Raw genomic sequence first — 20,661 nt, forward strand, 5'->3', positions numbered from 1 at the left:
TCACGCAGTAATTTGAATCGACGTTCGTTTCCCACCCTGGAGAATTAAAAATGCTAAATATCAGAAACTTTGCCCTTATCGTTGCCAGCGCCATTTTGCTGGCCGCTTGCTCCTCCCCAGTCAAACTCAACGACAAAGCTGTTCCAGTCGTCGATAGCGGCGCCACCGGCGCTGATACACGTTCGGTCAATACTGTCGATACCGGCAGCGATCCGCTCAACAACCCAACCGGCATCCTCTCGAAGCGCAGCATTTACTTCGATTTCGACAGCTACACCATCAAGGATGAATTCAAGTCCGTGGTTGAAGCGCACGCGCAATACCTGAACAGCCACAAGAATCGCAAGATCATCATCCAAGGCAATACCGATGATCGCGGCGGCCGTGAATACAATCTGGCGCTGGGACAAAAACGTGCTGAAGCAGTTCGCAAGGCATTGGTATTGTTAGGCGTTTCGGATACTCAGGTCGAAGCAGTCTCGCTGGGTAAAGAAAAGCCTAAGGCCCTCGGCAGCGACGAAGCGTCCTACGCTGAAAACCGCCGTTCCGACATCGTTTATCAATAATGATGCGGACGTTCTTCAAAGCCACGATGACTGCGGCCATGCTGGCCGCAGTTTTTTCCGCTCCGACCGCCCACGCCGGGCTGTTTGACGACGATGAAGCACGTCGGGCGATATTGGATATACGCGCCAAGATTGACGCGGTCAATGCACGAGTCGACGGCAAGGCGGACAAGTCCAGTTCGCTTAGCTTGTCGGATCAGAATGACCACCTGAATCAGGAGCTGGCCAAGCTGCGCGGACAAATCGAAGTGCTGACCAATGAGCTGGCCAACACGCAACAGCGCCAGAAAGATTTCTATGTCGATCTGGATACCCGCTTGCGCAAGCTGGAGCCGCAAAAAGTCAGTGTCGACGGCCAGGAAGTCAGCGTTGGCGCCACCGACCAGAAGGCCTACGACGCAGCATTGGCGACCTTCAAATCCGGCGACTATAAAACTGCAGTAACCGCATTTTCCGATTTCGTACGCTCCAACCCTGGTTCGGGTTTAGCGCCATCAGCCCAATACTGGCTGGGAAATTCGTATTACGCTCTGCGTGATTACAAGAATGCGATTGCGGCGCAGCAGGTGGTTGTCAGCAAGTACGCCGACAATCCCAAGGCTGCCGATGCCCTGTTGAATATCTCCAGCAGCTATACCGAGCTGAAGAACAAACCTCAGTCCAAGCGTGCGTTGGAACAACTGCTGTCGCAGTACCCAAACACGCCGGCAGCACAGACGGCAAAAGAACGCCTGACAACACTCAAGTAAGCCGCAAAATTTTATTTTGCAAATTATGTAAATAAAAGTGCATATGGGTTTGACAGCTCATATGCACATTACATATAATAGCCGTCTTTCGGGTCGTTAGCTCAGCTGGTAGAGCAGCGGACTTTTAATCCGTTGGTCGCAGGTTCGAATCCCGCACGGCCTACCACGAATTAGTCGTAGTACAGAAATAGCCACTTACAGAAATGTAAGTGGCTTTTTTGTTTTGGCGTCCGTATTTTCTGGCCATTGCAAAAAACTGCCTTTCCCACAGGCTTGGCGCCAGCCGGGCCACATGCTGCAAATAATTTCCTCGGGCCATCTATTTTCGAATTTTATGCTCCCTACTCGCTTTCCAAATCGAAAAACACCCTCCGAAAATCAATCTACACTCAGGAAAAGCTTGTAAACACAGACGCTTCGGCAATCATCGATAAATTCGAAGATATATCCATATTTTTTCCGTTTTTCTTTTGATTTGGCAACGCGCATACTTCTCCCTGTCGATCCAACCCTGCATCCATCGCAATCATTCTTCACTGTGAAGAATGGCGTTGCCTGCAGTAACTGACGGAGAAAATCATGCTTCAAATTCGTAAAAGCGAAGAACGCGGTATTGCCGATCACGGCTGGTTGAATTCGCACCATACATTTTCGTTCGGCCAGTATTTCGATCCGCAGCACACCGGCTTCGGGCCGCTGCTGGTGATCAATGAAGACCGGGTACAAGCCGGCCAGGGTTTCGGCACGCATGGCCACAGTGACATGGAAATCATTTCCTATGTGCTGGATGGTGCACTGGAACACAAGGACAGTATGGGCACCGGTTCGGTCTTGCATTACGGCGATGTGCAAAGGATGAGCGCCGGCACCGGCGTGCGCCACAGCGAGTTCAATCACTCGGCGACAGCGCCTGTGCATTTCCTGCAGATCTGGATTCAGCCGAATGTCAAAGGCATTCCACCCAGTTATGAAGAAAAGCATTTCACCGTCGCGCAGAAACAAGGACAGCTGCGCTTGATCGCATCCGCCGATGGGCGCGACAACTCGGTGCTGATACATCAGGACGCATCGATCTATGCAGCCATCCTGAACGGTGACGAGCCGCTGCAACACACGCTGGCTAGCGGACGCAACGCGTATGTGCATGTGATACACGGCCGTATCAGCGTCAACGGTACCGAACTTAAGGGCGGTGATGCGGTGAAGGTGACGGCGGAGAATCTGATCACGCTGGCCAATGCCGACGCCGCAGAAGTGCTGCTGTTCGATCTGCCTTATTGATTTTGTATTCTGTTTTACAGAAATGATTCAGGCCGGAACAACGTCACGTTGTCCGACCTGTTTATTTAGAGCGCGCCGGGTACATGCCGGATCAAACGCGCCATTGCATCGTTGTCGCGCATTCTTTCGATCCACCAACTCAAGGCGGCGCCATCGTCACCGGTGCGCCACGCCAGCGAAAACGTTTCATCCGGTTTCGGCTCTTCCACTTCTTTCACGATCAAGGCGCCTGAGGCAATCGCTGCGCGTGCGCATGGCTCCGGCAAGAAACCGAAGCCTATGCCGGCCAGTTGCAAATCGTACTTGCTGCGCATATCCGGCACGGTCAGCGTGTCCTGTCCAAACAAAAGACCCACCGTGCGCGAGGCCATCTTGCGCGCCGAGTCCGCCACGCTGATGGCGCGATGCGGATGCAACTCCGCCTTGCCCAATACGCGCTTGACCTTGGCCAGCGGATGCGTGGGCGCCACCACAAACACGAAAGAGATCGTCCCCATCTGTTCGGCGATATAACCGCCGCCTGCAGGCCCCTGCCCCGGCGCGGCAATCAGTAAATCTACGCGGCGTTCCAGCAAGGCTTCCCAGGTACCAGCCAGAGATTCCCTGGCGATGCGCAAACGGGTTTTATCAGCAATCCCGCAGAAATTGGCGATATCGGTTTCCAGCGCAGCTACCGAAAACAAAGAGTCTATGCATATCGTCAGTTCGGTTTCCCAGCCTGAAGCCACGCGGCGCACGCGATGTTCCAGGTCTTCCGCCGCTTTCAGCAGATAGCGCCCTTCCTTCAGCAATTCTGCGCCGGCGCGCGTCAGCGTGACTTTCGGCCCCTGGCGCTCGAATACCTGCACGCCCAGGTCTTGCTCCAGTTTCGACACCGTATAGGAAATGGTCGAAGGCACGCGATGCAATTCGCTGCCGGCGGCGGAGAACGATCCGCGGCGGTCGATGGCGTCGAGAATCAACAGCGCATCGAGACTGATTCTGAACATGGAACTCCCGGTAGAGAGAAAAGACTAGAAATCGACTAGGGATCGATGGCGTAACCGGCTGCGATCCAGGCATCTATCCCGCCTGACAACGGCCGCACTTTCTTGTAACCCCTTTGCATCAGCTGCTTGGCAACCAGGGCGGCCGAGGCTTCGTTAGGGCAAGCGCAGTAGACAATTATTTCCTGATCCATCGGCGCATCGAAGACGAAGCTGTTGATTTCCTGATGCGATATGGCGTACGCACCGGGAATCCGCCCGGCCTGTTGCGAAGCCGGCGAGCGCACATCGACGATCGCCGGCGTGATGCCTTCCTTGAACAACTGATCCAGTTCCTCCACCGAGATACGCGCCATGCGCAAGGACATGCGGAAGCGCCGGCGCTGCCACCATTTGCTGGCGACAAAAATGGCAAATCCGGCGGCGACCAGCATCATGCCGTATTGGCCTAGCTGGGTCAGCACACCCAACAGATCGTCAATGGTAGTGCTGAACAGCGAACCGAGGAAGATCGCCAGGCCGGCCCACAATGCCGCGCCTAAGCTGTCGTAGACGATGAATGTCGTGCGGCTGGTGCCGATGGTGCCGGCCAGTGCACTGGCGATGGAAGCGAAACCGGGGATAAATTTGGCCACCAGCAGTGAGCGCGCGCCCCAGTGCGAATAGATCGTTTCAGTCTGGCGCACACAGGAATCCGGCGACAGCGAAATCCGGCACAGCGTAGACAGCACCTTCCTGCCATAACGCCGGCCCGCCAGATACCAGAGGAGGTCGGCGATCAACGCCGCCACTACCGCGGTGAGCAGCAACACCGGCGCCGAGTAGTCGCCGCGGTGCATCAAGGCGCCGGTAATCACCAGGGTTGGATACGCCGGTACCGGCGCTCCCAGCTGTTCCGCCAGCACATTGAAAAATACGATGACCAGCCCATATTGCTCAATCAAATGAAACAAATAGGTCATCTCTTTCGTCGCCTCATCGCCATGTCAGGGATTGCCAGATCGGCAATATTAAAATACCGCAGTAAATTCCTTAACTATTATAAAGTTGATGGCGATCCGGCTCCGGTCTTTTCTGAAAGATATTCCGTGGCGGCCAGCCAGGCCAGCATCGCAGCCGGCAACAACAGGGCAAAAAACAGCAGGTACTTGTAGGCGAACGCACCGCCTATCGCACCGGTGCCGAATGCTACCACCGGCCAGAAGAACTTGATGCAGCGCTGGCGTACCACGTCGTCCGCCGCGCCGCGCAGGATGTCGACCAGATCGATCACCAGCTGAGTGACATTGCCGGTCATTACCGTGGTCGGCGTCAGGTGCTGCAAGATCAGGCGGCTGCTGGCATTCTGCACGCCCATGCTGGCGGCGCCGCATATGCCGGCCAGCAAAGCCAGCGGCGCCTCCGTATTACCCACAGGCTCGGCCAGACAACCGGCGACCATGAAGCACAGCAAAAAGAACAATTGCAGCAACAGCAGATAAGGCATAGGTATCCTGGCGCTGCGTTCCAGCCAGATGTGCGCCATGCGCGTCAGCGCCACCGCGAATATGAAAGCCGGGAACGCCAGCAACTTGATCAGCACGCCGTGCGAATGATTGGCCAGCTCGCTGCCGATCAGCACGAAGTTGCCGGTGACGTGCGCGGTGAACAAACCGAACAAGGCGATAAAACCGACTGTATCGACATAACCGGCCAGGAAACTCAATACGATCGACTGATGGGTCATACGGTTGCTTGGCTGCTGCATCATATCCTCATCTCAAACCCGTTTCGTTAAACCCGGCCCGCGACCACATAGCCGAGCGTCATCGCCACCACCAGCAAGGCGCCGACCGGAGTCGGCGGCGTTGGCGAAGGTAAATCGAACCAGCGGCAGACTGCGCCCACCAACAATCCCAGGACGGCACCCAGCAGCAGGGCAATCATGATTGCCTCTCAGGCGCAACGCGGGCAGCCAGGTAACGTCCCACCAGCCAATATCCGCTACTCATCATGAACACCAGCAGCGCTCCGCTTAACACCGGCGGCGAAGGCACCGGAATCTGCGCGAGGCGGCAAGCGGCGCCAACCACGAACGATAATAGCAAACCCAATAGTATCTTTGTATAACGCATGATAATCCCCGGTAATAGATGACGGCCGCAGAATCAACTCCAGGCGGCCTTCGTCGCAAGCTTAAAAAGCGAAACAGCTGCAACCCAGTGCGCCCCAGAATCCGGAATAATCGGAAATCGGTACGCTCGACTTCCTTGCTGCGTCATGCGCATGGGCGTGCACCCCGCAAGCACCCGCACACTGATGCGGCAAGGCTGTGGCCTGGCGTTGTTGTGCCAGCGGACGATAATGTCCCGGCACCGTCTTCACCGGCGACCAATCCGGCAATACCGGGATCGGCGGTGGCGCCAGCGGCGTAAATTCTGCAGTGCCGTAGACGATCTTGCCGCCGACAATCGTCAGCACCGATTCCAGCGCCTTGATGCTGTCTTCATCGATGGCGAAAAAGTCCGCTGACAAGACTGCCAGATCGGCCAGTTGTCCTTGCTTGATGCGGCCTTTCTTGCCTTGCTCGCTGGAGAACCAGGCGCTGCCTGCAGTCCACAGTTCGAGTGCGGTTTCCCGCGGCAACCTGGCTGCGGTGTCATACAGCTTCATGCCGCCGACGGTGCGCCCGGATACCAGCCAGTACAATGCAGTCCAAGGGTTGTAGCTGGCCACGCGGGTAGCGTCGGTGCCGGCGCCGACCGGCACTCCCATCTCCAGCATGCGTGCGACAGGCGGCGTGTGGGCCGCAGCTGCGGCGCCATAACGGTCGACAAAATACTCGCCCTGGAACGCCATCCGGTGCTGGATTGCGATACCGCCGCCAAGTACGCGCACCCGTTCGATATTGTGCGGCGTGATGGTTTCCGCATGATCGAAGATCCAGTGCAAGCCGTCGAAAGGAATATCGCGATTTACCTTTTCAAACACGTCCAGCATGCGGCTGATCGACTCGTTGTAAGTGGCATGCAGGCGGAACGGCCAGCGGTTCGACACCAGATGCCGCACCACTTTTTCCAACTCGTCTTCCATGCCTGCCGCGAGCTCTGGCCGCGGCTCCAGGAAGTCTTCAAAATCTGCCGCCGAAAACACCAGCATTTCGCCGGCGCCGTTATGGCGATAAAAATCATCGCCGTGGCCGGGACTGATCATGTCGGTCCATTTCTGGAAATCCCCCAGTTCCTGCCCTTTGCGCTGGGTGAACAGGTTGTAGGCGATACGTATCGTCAATTGCTGATCACGTGCCAGCTGGTCGATGATCGCGTAGTCTTCGGGATAATTCTGGAAACCGCCGCCGGCATCGATGGCGCTGGTAATCCCTAGCCGGTTCAGCTCGCGCATGAACTGGCGGGTAGAGTTGACTTGCTGCTCGTGCGGCAGCGCCGGCCCCTTGGCCAGGGTGGCGTACAGGATCATGGCGTTCGGCCTGGCGATCAGCATGCCGGTCGGATTGCCAGCCGCATCGCGCTGGATTTCGCCGCCAGGCGGATTCGGCGTGTCTTTGGTATACCCCACGGCGCGCAAGGCGGCGCGGTTGAGCAAGGCGCGGTCGTACAAGTGCAAGATAAACACCGGCGTGTCAGGTGCTGCCGCGTTGATTTCTTCCAGGGTCGGCATGCGCTTTTCGGCAAACTGGAACTCGGTCCAGCCGCCGACCACGCGCACCCACTGCGGATGCGAGGTGCGCAACGCCTGTTCCTTCAGCATGCGCAAGGCATCTGCCAGCGAAGGCACGCCTTCCCAGCGCAATTCCAGGTTGTAGTTGAGGCCGCCACGGATCAGGTGCAGGTGTGAATCGTTCAAGCCGGGTACTACCGTGCGGCCATTCAACTCTATCACCTGGGTCGTCGCACCGCGATGACGCATCACCTCTTCGGCATCGCCGACTGCAATGAATTTACCGTCCAGGATTGCCACTGCCGTCGCCAGCGGCTGCGTCTTGTCGACTGTATGAAAGCGGCCGTTCAATAAAATCATGTCTGCATGCATGGTTATCTCCTCACGCGATTGATGTGATGCTATTGATCTAATGCAACACGGAAAACGCGGCCCTGTCAGTAACTAAGTGGTGGAACAGGGCTGGCCGGTCTTAATGTGCTTCGGAGGCATTGAACATGGTCTTGGCATAAATCAAACCAAGGCCGTAGCCCCCGCCATGCGCAATCGAGGTGGCCACGGTTTCGTTGTAGGTTTCGCCGCGCGCCCAGTCGCGTTGCAGTTCCAGCAGGTACTGCAGCGAAGTCATGGGCCGCGCACCTTGCTGGATCATGCGTTCAACTGCTCGCTGGTGCGCCTCTTCCGACACATCGCCGCTGGCGTCAGTGATGACATACACCTCGAATCCCTGGTCCAGGGCTGACAGGGCAGGACCGACGATGCACACCGAAGTCCACAGTCCGGCCAGCACGATCTTGCCCTTGCCGATGGCATTGACCCGTTCGGCAATGCGCGCATCTTCCCAGGTATTCATGGTGGTCCGGTCTATCACTTCCTGCTCAGGGAACACGGTTTTGATTTCGTCGAAGACAGGGCCTGAAAACGACTTTTCGGCGACCGAGGTCAAAATGGTCGACACCTTGAATTCCTTTGCGGCCTTGGCTACCAATGCGACGTTATTGCGCAAGGACGCCAGATCGATGGATTTGGTGGCGAACGCCATTTGCGATTGGTGATCGATCATGATCAGGGTGTGGTTGGCAGGATCCAACATTGTGCTTCCAGGCTTGGCTGTTGCGATTGGCATGATTTTTCCTCTTTAATATGCAATTAATTCGACATTTAAACAAGAATCAGGAAAGTGCTGATTTTTATTGACTCGCGCAAGGTCACTGCCAATGAACTGCAGTATGGTCGAGGGAAAATCAAAAGAAAAACGGAAAATTTGCAGACCAATGATCGAATTAATCGATAATTAATTTTTCTATATTTTTTAACAGATGGAGCGCGAGGAAAGAGCCATGAAATGCAACGTGTTGAAGAATATGCGTGCCGTAAAGAAGCCTCAGGCCAGTCTCAGGTCAATTCGTCCAGAAGCGAATGGCCATAGACGGTGAAGCGACTTTTGCCCTGGCGCTTGGCCTGGTACATGGCTTCATCTGCCTGACGCAAGGCTGCATCCCACTCCAGGCTATCGGCCTGGCACAGGGCGATGCCGATGCTGCAGCCGATACCGTCGCCGATGGCGGCGACGCGACTGACTACGCGGCTGGCAACCGCGGTAGCAGTGGCTTTGATGACGGCCGGGGTGGCCACCAGGCACACCACGAATTCATCGCCGCCGACCCGCCCGGCGATATCGCTGTCCCTGAGGACCGACCTGAGGGCGGCGGCCACTTCAACCAGCACGGTATCGCCGCGGTCATGCCCGAGATTGTCGTTAATCTGCTTGAACCCGTCCAGGTCGATGAACAATAGCGCTACCGCCTGCTGATTGAGCAAGCCGCTGCTACGCAGGGTTTCCGCCAGTTCGAGAAACAGCGAACGGCTGGGGAGACCGGTCAGATCGTCCAGCCGCACCTGATCCATCTTGACTTCCAACATGGCGTTATTGAGCGCCAGCAGGCGAGCATCCTGCACCGTTTTCAGATAGACCTGGTTCATTTCGCGCAAATAGATCAGCAGCAGCGCCGTCGCCGAAATCAGTGCATTGCAGCGGCCGACGTACCAGCCGACTGAAAACTGGCTGCCGCCCGCCATGGTGATGCTGGTGTCGCATAACAGCGCAACCAGGGCAACTCCCAGCCACACTTGCAAGACTGTCTTGAAGCGTGAGACCTGCCACAATATCAATAAGGTCAAAGCGATAATAAACTGGAGAAAGGGACCGATGCCGCTAGTGACCACACGATGAAAATTGCCGTTGTCTTCGAGTTGCGGCAATTGCTCATGAAATACGATAACCGGGACCAGGCTTGTCACCAGCGCCACCACTACTACCGCCATCAGCACTTGCTCCATGCGCTCGGGATGGCGAGTCGCCAGAGCAGGATTCCAGCGGAGGCTCGCAGCATAAAGCAAAATCCCCAGCGCCATTCCCGCGTGCCAGAAAACCCACAGCCAGATGGTAGTTTGCGCTCCGCCCAGAACCGCCCTTTGCGGCAGGAACATATCGGGCAAAGCCAGGAATTGCACGATGAGAATCCCGGCGCAATAGAAACAGCCGCCACCGATGTAGAGCAAATCGAGTGTCCTGGTAGCCCGATAGTGGGCAAAGATCAAATAGGTAATGATGACGTAGGCAACGACAGTCGCCGTCTGGTACGAAGGAAGGAAGGCCGGCACCCGCGGCCCCATGAACGCCGCCAGCGGCAGTAACAGCAGCGTTGCCACGACAATTCCGATGCACGCCCACAATGCGCGCCGCCGCTGGTCGCCGGTCGCCAGACGCGTCGCGGGCGAAGCACTTGCGTGGTGCCAGGCTGGCTTGGAGAAGGCGGTCTTACCTGCATTGATTGCGCGGTCGGTCATTGCCTGTTCTTTATAAAGCTCCTGGATGTTTTAATTTCCAAAAAGAAACTTTCCTTGCGGCCATTAAATCATAACTTGAATGCCTACAACGGGCTAATACAAAAAAGCTATCAATATCGGTTTCAAAAGAGAATTACAAGTTGCAATACAATGGTCGTTTCCCCTTCCTTGAGACCATGCCATGCGCGCTATCGAAATCACCCATCCCGGCGGTCCGGATGTATTGCAAATCTGCGAACGCCCTCTCCCGTCTTTCAAACCGGGCGAAGTATTGATCAAGGTGCAGGCCGCCGGCATCAACCGGCCCGACGTGTTTCAACGCACCGGCAATTACTCGCCGCCGCCGGGCGCATCTGATTTGCCGGGGCTGGAAGTCGCAGGTGAAATTGTCGATGGCGATTTCAGCGACAGCACTTTCAAGAAAGGCGATCTGGTATGCGCGCTGGTCCAGGGTGGCGGTTACGCCGAATACTGTTGCGCACCGACCGCGCAGTGCCTGCCGCTGCCCGATGGCTGGAGCGCCGTGGAAGCGGCATCGCTGCCGGAAACTTTTTTTACCGTCTGGAGCAATGTGTTCGATCGGGCAAAGCTGGCGAGCGGCGAAATCTTGCTGGTGCAGGGCGGCAGTTCCGGCATTGGCGCAGCCGCGATCCAGATCGCAACGGCACTCGGCCATCGGGTATTCGCCACTGCCGGCTCGGATGAAAAATGCCGTGCCTGCGAAGAGCTGGGTGCCGAACGCGGGATTAACTACCGTACTGAAGACTTCGCCGCTGTCATCAAGGAAGCAACCGGCGGCAAAGGCGTCGATGTCATCCTCGACATGGTAGCCGGCGATTATGTTCCGCGCGAAATAAAGTGCCTGGCCGACGACGGCCGCCTGGTATTCATCGCCACTCTCGGCGGCAGCAGCGCCAATATCGATTTCCGCCATATCTTCATGCGGCGCCTGACGATTACCGGTTCGACTTTACGACCACGGCCGATCGCCTTCAAGGCCGCCATTGCGGCTCAATTGCGCGAGCGCGTCTGGCCGCTGCTGGCGGCAAGGAAAATCAAACCGGTGATTTTCAAGACATTCCCGCTTGAGCAGGCGGCGCAAGCGCATGCATTGATGGAGAGTAGTTCGCACATCGGCAAGATCATGCTGACCGTCGAACACTAAATAAAAAAAGCAGCCATCTTCTTCTGGGCTGCTTTTTTTGAAAAACCTCAGAGCTAATCCAACGGCACCGAACGATAGCGGCTAACTTCCGAGGCGCTCACAATCGGCGCCTTGTTGCCCCAGCTGTTGCGGATATACGAGACGACCGCAGCCACTTCACTATCGCTCAGCGTCGGGCCGTATGGCGGCATGCCGTAAGGACGCGGATTGGCCGCCGTACTCGGTGCGAAGCCGCCGTTCAGCACTACCCGGATCGCATTCACCGGCGCCGACATGGTGATTGCGTGATTGCTTGCCAGCGGCGGATAAGCCGGCCATACGCCTTTGCCGGAAGCCTGGTGGCAATCCGCGCAATGATTCTTGTAGATCTTCTGGCCAAGCTCCAGCGCGCTTGCCACCTGGTCAGGACTGGCTCGCTCTTTTTCCGCTGCCGCTTCCTTCTGGCGCGGCAACGATTTCAAATAAACCGCCATCGCGCGGACATCTCCATCGCTCAGATGCTGCAAGCTGGCGCCCACCACTTCCGCCATCGGCCCCAACACTGTGCCGCGCGGCGAGATGCCGTCTTTCAGCAAAGCGCTGATGTGCTGGATATCCCAGTCGCCAAGACCGATTTCTTCATCCGATGTCAGTGACGGTGCGTACCAGTTCACCACCGGGATAAAGCCCCCTCCCAGCTCCGCTTTCAGATCGCTGCCGCCAAGTGCGTTGCGGGTGGTGTGGCAAGCGCTGCAGTGACCCAGCCCTTGCACCAGGTAAGCACCGCGATTCCATTCGACCGATTGTTGCGTCTCTGCCAGATATACGCCAGGCCGGAAATACAGGGCGCGCCAGCCATAGAGCAGGAACCGCTGGTTATAGGGAAAACGCAAATCGTGTTCCAGATTCTTTTGCTGTACCGGCGGCACACTCTGCAAATACGCAAACATCGCATCGGCATCGGCGCGCGTGACCTTGGTGTAGTTCGTGTACGGAAAAGCCGGGTACAGCAAGCTGCCGTCTTTCGATTTACCGTTATGCAGCGCGCGCCAGAAATCGTCGGCCGACCAGGTGCCGATACCGGTTTCCTTGTCAGGCGTGACATTCGGTGAATAGACGGCGCCGAACGGCGTCTGTATCGCTCGCCCGCCCGCCAGCTCCTTGCCACCGCGCGCTGTATGGCAAGCCATGCAATCGCCGGTGCGCACCAGATAGGCGCCGTGCGCGATCTGTTCGGTGGAACTCATCGCAGCGGTCGTAGCCGCCGGTGACTGCCCGCCTCGATCATCGACGTTGAGCATTGCCACTACCCCGATTACCACCGCGATCAGCAACACAAGAGCGGCGGCTGCCCACATGAATATCCGTTTCATTCTTGGCTCCGCTTCATCAGTTGGGGACACTACCGCAAGAAAGCGGCAATTTGACCGAGGTTGGAGCAACTGCAACGGCGTCGGCAGGGACCGGCTGCGCAGCCAGCCATGCCGACACCGCACCGATATCGTCTGCACTCAAGCGTTGCACAACCTGCGCCATGCAATCGGGCGCCTTGGCGTGCCGTGCACCGTTTTTCCATGCGCCTATCTGTCCGACCAGGTAATCCCGCGGCAAGCCAAGCAAACCCGGCGTCGCCGGCATGACACCGGTCATGGCGCTGCCGTGGCAGGCGATACAGGCTGGAATTTTCTTGGCAGGATCACCCTTGTTGACCAGGGTTTCGCCGCGCTCGCGGGTTGCGTTCGACTGATCGAATGGCTGCGGCGCCGGGTAAGGCGGGTGCTGATCTGCAAAATAATGGGCGATTTCCTGCAGATAGGCGTCAGACAAATGATCGACCAGGTAAGTCATCATCGGATATCGACGGCGTCCTTCGCGAAAATTATGCAGCTGGTTGTAGAGATAGCCGGCCGGTTTGCCGGCGATGCGCGGGTAGTAGCCATCGTTGGTGGCACGCCCCTGCTCGCCATGGCAGGCGGTACATGCAGTGAGGCGCTGCTTGACGGTATCGGGAACCGTGCCGGCGTCGACTTCTGCCGCGTTGGCAGCCATCGCCAGCAACGTCGCGGCAAGGAAAAACAGAAATTTCGAACTAAGATGGCCCGCGCGGCCAGTGGCCGGTCTTACCGAAAGAATCGACATGATTTCCTGCCTTGTTATGTTGCTGCGTTTTCCGCTGCATTTTTTGGGAGGGCATTCAGGTTACGATTATAAACTAGCAAGTACGGTTAATACCCTACCGCAACAGCCGTTCGGGCTGGACAAATTGTCCCAGGCCGCAGGCACGGCGGAACAATCGGGAAATCTCATTTTGGCGGTTTCTGCGGCGGCACCAAGGGTTGGTCGATCGTGGTTCCCGGTTCATTCACGTACATCTGTTCTTCGACGATATCCAGCTGTTGGCTGCCGTCCAGCGCATGTCCGGTCCATCGCTCAGCCGGGCTCAAGGGTTGCTGCTTCTTTTTGTTGTCGGGGGTGCTGTCCGTCGAAACATCTTTAGTTTTACCCATCGCAGTCTCCTTGGTTGCCAAGCTCGTTTTATATTTTCAATATAGAACGTTCACGGACTGGCGTATAGCAAAGAATCCATTGCAACGAAAAAACGCCGCCCCGGATTCACATCCGGGGCGGCGTTTCAATGAAACCTGATTAGTCTAGGATCAACGCTCGTAGTAGCCGCCTCGATACGGCTGGCGGTAATAGTCGCGGCTTTCCACATAGACCGGTGCTGGCCGGTAGTACACAGGTTGCGGCTGGTAGTACACCGGCGCCGGGCGATAGTAGACCGGCTGCGGCCGGTAATACACTGGCGCAGGCTGCGCATAATAGCCTTGTCCGCGGTCATAGTAACCACGATCATCCTGGCGGTAGCCGCCGGAAGTCGCGCCTACTGCAGCACCAAGCACGCCACCGACGATAGCGCCGTTACGGCCACCCACCGCGCCGCCGATGACAGCGCCGGCTACCGCACCGATGGCAGTATTGGCGCCATCGTCGTAAGCCATGGCAGAGGTTGAAATTACAGCGGTCGTGCTAGCCAGCAGCGCAACGCAAATCCATTTCTTGTACAGCATGGTTGACTCCTTTAAGGGTCGTATAGTCAACAGCCCGGCGAAAATTGCAGGAAAAATTGCAAGGTCGCGGCTGTTGATTTGAACTATAGACTAGCTTCCGGAAAAACCATGCAAGCGATACACACTTTTACATTTGCACAACATACTTACATCTACAGGCCTAGTGCAGTTTGACTGACGGCTTGGCGTGCTTCATCAGGCTGCTAGCGGCCGCCGTAACACCGGTACGAACCGGCCCCAGCAAAGCATTCAAGTGCATCAGGTGCAAGCTGGCGTACATCATGCGGGCAAAAAAACCGTCGACAAACCAGCCAAGTTTGGTCAACGACCCCATCAAGGTGCCAACCGACGTATTCCTGCCGAACGACACCAGCGAACCATGGTCCGTATAGACATAGGGAGCATCTTGTGCCGCCTGGCCCTTGTTGGCGCGGACGAACGTCTCCAGCAGATAATCAGCCTGCTGATGCGCCGCCTGGGCACGCGGCGGCACCATTTTTCCATCCGGCCCGATGCATGCCGCGCAATCGCCCAGCGCGTAGATATTGTCAGTACCGACGACTTTCAGGAAACCGTCGACTTCCAGCTGGCCTGATTTTGTCACCGGCATTCCCAAGGCCTTGAGGAAATCGGGCGCCTTGATGCCGGCCGACCATACGCACAAATCGGATACGTAGTTATTGCCGTTGGCGTCAGTGACAAAATTCTCTGCGATGCTGGCGACACGGCAATCGGTCACCACTTTCACCTCACGTTCCTGCAGCAGTTTGGTAGCGGCCTTCGAGACCCGCTCAGTCAGCGGCGCCAGCAGGCGCGGCGCGCCTTCCAGTATGGTGATGCGGACGTCGCGGTTCGGACTCAGATGCGGAAAATCGTAATCGGTGTACACGCTGCTGGCATCGCGCAACTCTGCCGCCAGTTCAACGCCGGTAGCGCCGCCGCCGACAATCACGATATCGACTCCGGCATCCGGATTCTTTTCTTTCTTCAAATCCGCCGCCGACAGCATTTTCAACAGGCGCAGCCGGAATTGTTCGGCGTCTTCGGTGGTGTTCAGCGAAATCGTATTTTCCTCGGCGCCGCTGATACCGAAATAATTGGAGACGCTGCCGACCGCGATCACCAGCTTGCTGAAGACGATCTGACGCGGCGGGATCAGTTCAGCCGCCGATTCGTCGAGCACCGCATCCACCGTAATCGTATTGTTGCCACTGTCGAGAGCGCTCATGGCGCCATAGACAAAACGAAATTTGTTGTCATGGGCCAACATTTGGTAAGACAGGCCTTCCTGATGGATATCGCGCGTACCCGCCGCGACTTCGTGCAGGGACGGCTTCCAGATGTGATACAGCGCCCGGTCGACCAGCGTGACGTGACCGCTCCCCAACTTGCGGCCGAGCTTGCAAGCCAGCTCAAGTCCACCGGCGCCGCCGCCAACAATCACGATTTCATCTGACATCCATCTATCCTTCAAGTTTTATTGACCAATATTGACTAATCGGACTTGGAAACACAGGGGTTCCGTAGACTCAAAACCAGCGAGCCGCCTGGCAAGTCTACTTTTATAGTGCCGCACAGCGCAATAGTGCCGTAGTTTCAGCGGTTTTTGATCAGGCGACGCCAATTTACAGTATTCGGGGGAAGGCGGGAAAACAGCCCGGGTCGAAAGCAGAAATCCGCTATCGCCATGTGAAATCCTCATGGAAAACCCGTCGTAACAAATACCGCAATGGCCGCTGGTTCGCGGCCTCAGTCTGCGCTATGATGAAAGCGGAGGCCATTACAAACATAAAAAAATAGTTTTCAGGAGGGTATATGTACCGGAAAATTCTCGTCGCCTACAATGGCACGCCCGAAAGCCGTTCTGCCTTATATTCGTGCATCCAGCTGGCCCCCGCTCCCGAAGTCGAGATCCATCTGCTGGGAGTAATCAATCTCGCGACCTATCTGATGGCAGGCGAATTCGTCGCCGAATCCGCCATCCGGGCTGAAAAAACCTTGCTGGAACAAGAACTGATTAAAGGTCACAAATTGCTCAGCGACGCCGGCCTCAAGCCCATCGATCACTTTGAAAGCGGCGAACCTGTCAACGTGATCAGCGATCTGGTCGGCAAACTGGGGATCGACCTGGTGATTGTCGGCCATTCGCGCAAAAGGCCGCTGGCGACGCGCTGGTGGCGTGGTTCGGTCGATACCCTGCTGGTCGAGAAAGTGCCCTGTAGCGTGCTGGTGGCGACCGACCCCTGCGTGCCCTGGCCCGCTTAACCTCTGCGCCAACAGGGCAGCCGGCTACCTACGTGTCGGCTTGATCAGCCGGTGCCTGCCCCAGCACCGGCAGTTCGATCACTACCGTGGTGCCCTTGCCTTCCGCGGCGTTAAAACGGACTTTCCCGCCTAGATAAGTTGCTCTTTCATGTAAGCCGCGCAAACCGTGGGTGTTCGTGTTTTCAAAACGCTCCTGCGACATGCCGACGCCATTGTCGCGCACAGTTAACGCCAGCCGGTCCTCGTCGATATCGAGAATCACCTCAACCTGGCTAGCTTGCGCGTGCTTGGACACGTTATTCAAAATCTCCTGCAACATTCGATATACCGCGATATCGACTTTATGGTCGACCGCGATATCTTCATCGGGCAGGCTGGACTTGCAAACGATCCCGGTGCGCTGGCCGAAATCCTCCAGCTGCTCCAGGATTGCCGCTTTCAATCCGAACAGGTCAAGCATGTTAGGCCGCAATTCCGTTTGAATCCGGCGTGTAGTAGCCACCAGCGAACTGAGCAGTTCCCGCATCTGGCCCTGGCGATTCTGCCATTGTTCATTGTCCGGCAGGACTTTATAGACGCCCGCCAGATGCATGCTCAGCGCAGTCAGCGACGCCCCCATATTGTCGTGCAGCTCGCGCGCGATTGCCCGCTTCTCTTCTTCCCGTATGGTTTCCATATGGTTCGCCAGCTCGCGCAGTAATGCGGTGCGTTGCGCGATGGTGCGTTCCAGCTCCGATTCACGCTGCCTGAGCGAATCCTCGGCGCGCTTGCGTTCACTGATATCGGTGGCGATGCCGACTACGCCCATGACCCGCCCCTGCTGGTCGAACCACGGTGCTTTGGTGGTCTGGAAAGTCACCAGATCGTCCGGCGATTGCACCGTTTGCTCCAGCGTCTCCGACACCCGGTCGCGCATGATGCGGCTATCGTCCTGATCGATCCGTTCGGCGTCTTCCCGCCGCCGAAACAATTCCTCGCTGCGGCGGTACCTGGCGTCTGGCCATTCAAGCCCGAGCCGGCGCAAATATGCCGGATTAGCGAAAATCAGCCGCCCATGGCGATCTTTCACGAAGATCGGATCGTTGGTATTGTCGCTGACTGCAATCAGCAACGCAGTAGCTTCGGCCAGCTCTGCCGCGCTTTGCAAACGTGCCCCGTACTCGCGATCGACCTGGCCGGCCGCGCGCCAGAAAATGAACAGCACCAGAACGCTGTCGATCAAGGTAAGCAAAGGTGGCACCGAGGTGCGATCATAGATACCCTGGCGCGCGCCCCAATCGGCCAGCCAATGCAGCGCAACCAGCAAGACCAGCATCTGCGGCACGGACCGGCGCAACATCTGCCCGCCCGGTGCGTGCCGGGTAATGATCGCCATCATGCGCTGACGCGAACGCGACATCAGCAGTGCCATGCCGAACAGGAAAAAAGCGACTGCCGCCAGCCAGGGAATGCCGGTCGCGTAAACCATATGGGTCATTGCGGCAACGTTATACAGGTAACCCAGCAACGGGATCGCACTTAAAAAGATGAGGGCAATTGCCAGGTATTGCGCCACGTGGCGATCACTCCTGGTGCGATGATCCAGCAGGAGCAAAGCCAGCGCGCAGAAGACAAAGCCGATCGCGGCCATCGGATGCAAGCCATTCGGATAGCGCTGGCCTGGATGCGGCGTCAACACAGTGAGGAGAACATCGAGCCAGCCGGCGCTGCCCAGCACCTCATGCGACAGTGCTGCGACGGCAAGCATCAGGAGTAAAACCGCCAGAATTTGCGCCAGGAATTTAATCGCTTTTTGAGGCCCCACTGTCACGCATTGCAGTAACAGGCTACCGGTCGCCAGCAAAAAACCGGCTGCGGTGTTGGTACCCCAAAGGGGCAATTGCGAAGTGGAAAACTGGAAGGGAAATGACAGGGTGACCGGATAAACAGCGGCGATCAGCACCAGCACAGAAATCATCATCAGCAACACGCTCACGGCGATTGCGGCGACGGTGGTGCGAGACACATAGGTTTGGGTCGCCGCCAGGCTCTCCAGCGCGCGCGCCTTCAGCAGATCCTGATAGTGCGGATTGCTAAGTACCGCCTCCGCCTGATCACCATCTTCTATCAAATCGCCTCCAGGAAAATCGTGTCGATCAATGATCAGGCAGTCCCGTTCCCAAGGCTGCGAGCAGATCGCGTAGCTTGGTAAATTCCGAACTCTTATCGAAGAAAAAACGTACGCCGTATTGTTCTCCGGCGCGTCGGAACGCATTGCTGACATTATTGCTGAAAATGATTTTCAGCGAATTGAGCGGCTTGTGCGATTCCGCCAAGGTCCGCAACAGGCTCATGCCATTGCCCTGCTTGAGTTCAATATCCAGGATCAAGACATCAAAAGACTCCGCATCGATCTTTTTCAAGGCGTCGGCTTCCTCTTCAGCAAACCCGGCAAATATCACGCCGGGAATTTCCTTCAAGGTATCAATCATCAAATCCCGTACAGCCACCGAATCTTCCACCAGGAAAATCCGCAAAGGTGCGACGCTGGCACTCGCTGTAGCAGGGGTTGTTGTATGGTTCATATTGGTTGACGGCTAGTTATCAACATCCCTCGCTTCGGTTCATGCAACACGCCAGTCCGGATGGTAGCGGCTGGCAGCCTGTTTGCACCTCGTGTATCGTGTGTCGCTTGTAAATCGTGTATCTCTTATGCATCTCACCGGCCTAATCGATGAGATTATTCTTGATCGCATAATAAATAATATCGGCATTGCTCGTCATGCTCATCTTTTGCAGCACACGGGTGCGATAGGTGCTGATGGTCTTTACGCTCAGGCAAAGCTCCTTGGCGATCATCGTTACGCCTTCGCCCTGGCTCAGCTTATAAAAAATTTCATACTCGCGCGCGGACAAGGATTCATGCAACGCGCCGTTTTCTGTACTGGCAGGATCGGCAGTCAATAGCTCCGCAACCGCATAACTGATGTACTTGTGGCCTTGCAATATAGTCTCGATGGCCTTCACCAGCTCCGTCGCCAGCGCCTCTTTTTGCACATAGCCGTCAGCCCCGCTGCGCAGCACCTGCACTGCGTAGCGGCTCTCCGGATGCATGCTCAGCATGAGTACCGGGAGTGCCGGTTTCTCGCGCTTGATCTGCTTCAGCACCTCCACTCCGCTCTTGTCCGGCATCGCGATATCCAACAGCACGATGTCATATTCGTTGGATCGGATCAGCCGGATCGCGTCCTGCGCATTGGCGGCCTCGCCGGCGATCTCCATTTCCGGGATGTCGGCAATGAAGTACTGGACACCGGCGCGCACTACCGCATGATCGTCAACCACCAAAATTTTCGTCATCAGTTCAAACCGTCGCAATCAGATAAATTATCCGGCGCTGCGATGGCCCGGCCCGGACCGATCTTCAGCGTGTAACGCCCAGTGTGCAACCGACTGCCTTCAATGTAAACATATGCGATGATTATTTGTTAAGCTCGATTTTGGCGGCATTGACACATTCGTCTTTTGCAGCGCCAGCCAGCGCATCGCACTGGGCAAGCGCCACCTTGTAGCGGGCATCGGCACGCTCTTCCCTGGCATTGGCGCTGGCCTTGGAAACGTCGCGCTGCGTGTTGGCGTTGGCGATGGCATCGGTTTGCGCAGCTTTTGCCTGCGTGATGCAGACATCCTTGCCGTTACCCGCGAAGCCGTTGCATTTTTCCCTGGCTACAGCATAGTCGGCATCCGCTTCGGATTTGCGCGCGCTAGCCAATGCTTCAGGTGTACCTTTATACTCGGCCATCGCATCCTGCTTGGTATGCTCACGCGTGGCTGCGGCCTGTTTGAGGCAGACGTCCTTGCCATTGCCGCTGAAGTCGCCGCATTTCACCTTGTCCGCCTTGTAGCTGGCGTCTGCGGCATCTTCTGCCGCCTTATAGGCGACTTTGGCATTGTCTGCCGCCAGCGCCAACGACGCGCCGCTAACGCAGGCAACACCGATTAACAAAGCTGCGATCGTTTTTTTGATCATCATTTCAATATCCTTTATTCAATATAACGGCTCGCCTGACTTGCCGTTGCCGCCACTCTCGCTTCGGTGCCCCATAGTAACCA

General features: G+C 56.7%; 22 protein-coding genes and 1 tRNA gene. 6 read left to right on the forward strand and 17 right to left on the reverse strand.

Annotation, left to right across the window (positions count from 1 at the left end; all coding sequences use genetic code 11):
* The first annotated feature begins 50 nt into the window (after positions 1–50).
* From pal to BM029_RS11775, 4 genes are all read left to right on the forward strand, one after another.
* Positions 51–566, forward strand: coding sequence for a peptidoglycan-associated lipoprotein Pal (gene pal, locus BM029_RS11760; protein WP_092436201.1), 516 nt, complete (start codon positions 51–53; stop codon positions 564–566).
* Positions 567–568: 2 nt separating this feature from the next.
* On the forward strand, positions 569–1,315 hold the full coding sequence (gene ybgF, locus BM029_RS11765) for a tol-pal system protein YbgF (protein ID WP_371329113.1): 747 nt from the start codon (positions 569–571) through the stop codon (positions 1,313–1,315).
* A gap of 90 nt (positions 1,316–1,405) precedes the next feature.
* Positions 1,406–1,481: transfer RNA gene (locus tag BM029_RS11770), tRNA-Lys, on the forward strand.
* 413 nt (positions 1,482–1,894) lie between these two features.
* A complete protein-coding gene (locus BM029_RS11775; RefSeq protein WP_092436205.1) occupies positions 1,895–2,596 on the forward strand; it encodes a pirin family protein in 702 nt (233 codons plus the stop codon).
* 65 nt (positions 2,597–2,661) lie between these two features.
* On the opposite strand, the gene BM029_RS11780 is transcribed toward BM029_RS11775, so the two are convergent.
* From BM029_RS11780 to BM029_RS11815, 8 genes are all read right to left on the reverse strand, one after another.
* Positions 2,662–3,585 carry a LysR substrate-binding domain-containing protein gene (locus BM029_RS11780; RefSeq protein ID WP_092436207.1) on the reverse strand — a complete coding sequence of 308 codons (924 nt, stop codon included), beginning with the start codon at positions 3,583–3,585 and terminating at the stop codon, positions 2,662–2,664.
* Positions 3,586–3,620: 35 nt separating this feature from the next.
* On the reverse strand, positions 3,621–4,544 hold the full coding sequence (locus BM029_RS11785; RefSeq protein WP_092436209.1) for a DedA family protein/thiosulfate sulfurtransferase GlpE: 924 nt from the start codon (positions 4,542–4,544) through the stop codon (positions 3,621–3,623).
* Between the two features lie 77 nt (positions 4,545–4,621).
* Complete coding sequence (locus BM029_RS11790; protein ID WP_092436288.1) at positions 4,622–5,329, reverse strand: YoaK family protein; 708 nt, start codon at positions 5,327–5,329, stop codon at positions 4,622–4,624.
* A 26-nt stretch (positions 5,330–5,355) separates the two neighbouring features.
* Positions 5,356–5,508 (reverse strand): XapX domain-containing protein, encoded by a 153-nt coding sequence (locus BM029_RS11795; RefSeq protein ID WP_092436210.1) that lies wholly within the window; start codon positions 5,506–5,508, stop codon positions 5,356–5,358.
* Positions 5,505–5,696 (reverse strand): DUF1427 family protein, encoded by a 192-nt coding sequence (locus BM029_RS11800; protein ID WP_092436212.1) that lies wholly within the window; start codon positions 5,694–5,696, stop codon positions 5,505–5,507. The genes BM029_RS11795 and BM029_RS11800 overlap by 4 nt, the downstream gene beginning before the upstream one ends.
* A 61-nt stretch (positions 5,697–5,757) precedes the next feature.
* Positions 5,758–7,611, reverse strand: a complete 1,854-nt coding sequence (locus tag BM029_RS11805; RefSeq protein WP_092436214.1) for an amidohydrolase — start codon at positions 7,609–7,611, stop codon at positions 5,758–5,760.
* 100 nt (positions 7,612–7,711) lie between these two features.
* Entirely contained in the window at positions 7,712–8,365 is a 654-nt protein-coding gene (locus BM029_RS11810; RefSeq protein WP_092436215.1) for a hydrolase, read from the reverse strand.
* A 269-nt stretch (positions 8,366–8,634) separates the two neighbouring features.
* Positions 8,635–10,089 carry a GGDEF domain-containing protein gene (locus tag BM029_RS11815; protein WP_092436217.1) on the reverse strand — a complete coding sequence of 485 codons (1,455 nt, stop codon included), beginning with the start codon at positions 10,087–10,089 and terminating at the stop codon, positions 8,635–8,637.
* Between the two features lie 181 nt (positions 10,090–10,270).
* Between BM029_RS11815 and BM029_RS11820 the strand changes: the two genes are divergently transcribed.
* Positions 10,271–11,254: an NAD(P)H-quinone oxidoreductase gene (locus tag BM029_RS11820; RefSeq protein WP_092436218.1), complete on the forward strand. Its 984-nt coding sequence runs from the start codon at positions 10,271–10,273 to the stop codon at positions 11,252–11,254.
* Positions 11,255–11,307: 53 nt separating this feature from the next.
* Here the strand turns inward: BM029_RS11820 and BM029_RS11825 are convergent, their stop codons facing one another.
* From BM029_RS11825 to BM029_RS11845, 5 genes are all read right to left on the reverse strand, one after another.
* Positions 11,308–12,606 carry a c-type cytochrome gene (locus BM029_RS11825; RefSeq protein WP_092436220.1) on the reverse strand — a complete coding sequence of 433 codons (1,299 nt, stop codon included), beginning with the start codon at positions 12,604–12,606 and terminating at the stop codon, positions 11,308–11,310.
* Between the two features lie 16 nt (positions 12,607–12,622).
* The gene (locus BM029_RS11830; RefSeq protein WP_139217237.1) at positions 12,623–13,372 is read right to left on the reverse strand and encodes a c-type cytochrome; all 750 of its coding nucleotides are present in this window, start codon (positions 13,370–13,372) and stop codon (positions 12,623–12,625) included.
* Positions 13,373–13,536: 164 nt separating this feature from the next.
* Positions 13,537–13,740, reverse strand: coding sequence for a hypothetical protein (locus tag BM029_RS11835; protein WP_092436222.1), 204 nt, complete (start codon positions 13,738–13,740; stop codon positions 13,537–13,539).
* A gap of 150 nt (positions 13,741–13,890) precedes the next feature.
* Positions 13,891–14,304 carry a glycine zipper domain-containing protein gene (locus tag BM029_RS11840; protein WP_092436224.1) on the reverse strand — a complete coding sequence of 138 codons (414 nt, stop codon included), beginning with the start codon at positions 14,302–14,304 and terminating at the stop codon, positions 13,891–13,893.
* A gap of 160 nt (positions 14,305–14,464) precedes the next feature.
* Entirely contained in the window at positions 14,465–15,763 is a 1,299-nt protein-coding gene (locus tag BM029_RS11845; protein ID WP_092436225.1) for an NAD(P)/FAD-dependent oxidoreductase, read from the reverse strand.
* A gap of 356 nt (positions 15,764–16,119) precedes the next feature.
* Between BM029_RS11845 and BM029_RS11850 the strand changes: the two genes are divergently transcribed.
* Complete coding sequence (locus tag BM029_RS11850; protein WP_092416952.1) at positions 16,120–16,569, forward strand: universal stress protein; 450 nt, start codon at positions 16,120–16,122, stop codon at positions 16,567–16,569.
* 28 nt (positions 16,570–16,597) lie between these two features.
* Here BM029_RS11850 and BM029_RS11855 read toward each other — a convergent pair whose 3' ends face one another.
* The 4 genes from BM029_RS11855 to BM029_RS11870 all read right to left on the reverse strand — a co-directional run bounded on the left by BM029_RS11855 (position 16,598) and on the right by BM029_RS11870 (position 20,581).
* On the reverse strand, positions 16,598–18,679 hold the full coding sequence (locus BM029_RS11855; RefSeq protein ID WP_244545014.1) for a PAS domain-containing sensor histidine kinase: 2,082 nt from the start codon (positions 18,677–18,679) through the stop codon (positions 16,598–16,600).
* 25 nt (positions 18,680–18,704) lie between these two features.
* A complete protein-coding gene (locus tag BM029_RS11860) occupies positions 18,705–19,133 on the reverse strand; it encodes a response regulator (protein ID WP_092436227.1) in 429 nt (142 codons plus the stop codon).
* Between the two features lie 142 nt (positions 19,134–19,275).
* A complete protein-coding gene (locus BM029_RS11865; protein WP_092436230.1) occupies positions 19,276–19,908 on the reverse strand; it encodes a response regulator in 633 nt (210 codons plus the stop codon).
* A gap of 121 nt (positions 19,909–20,029) precedes the next feature.
* On the reverse strand, positions 20,030–20,581 hold the full coding sequence (locus tag BM029_RS11870) for a hypothetical protein (protein ID WP_092436232.1): 552 nt from the start codon (positions 20,579–20,581) through the stop codon (positions 20,030–20,032).
* Positions 20,582–20,661: the final 80 nt, after the last annotated feature.

Origin of the sequence: Collimonas sp. OK607 (assembly GCF_900111995.1) — a bacterium.
In the GTDB taxonomy this organism is placed as follows: domain Bacteria; phylum Pseudomonadota; class Gammaproteobacteria; order Burkholderiales; family Burkholderiaceae_D; genus Collimonas.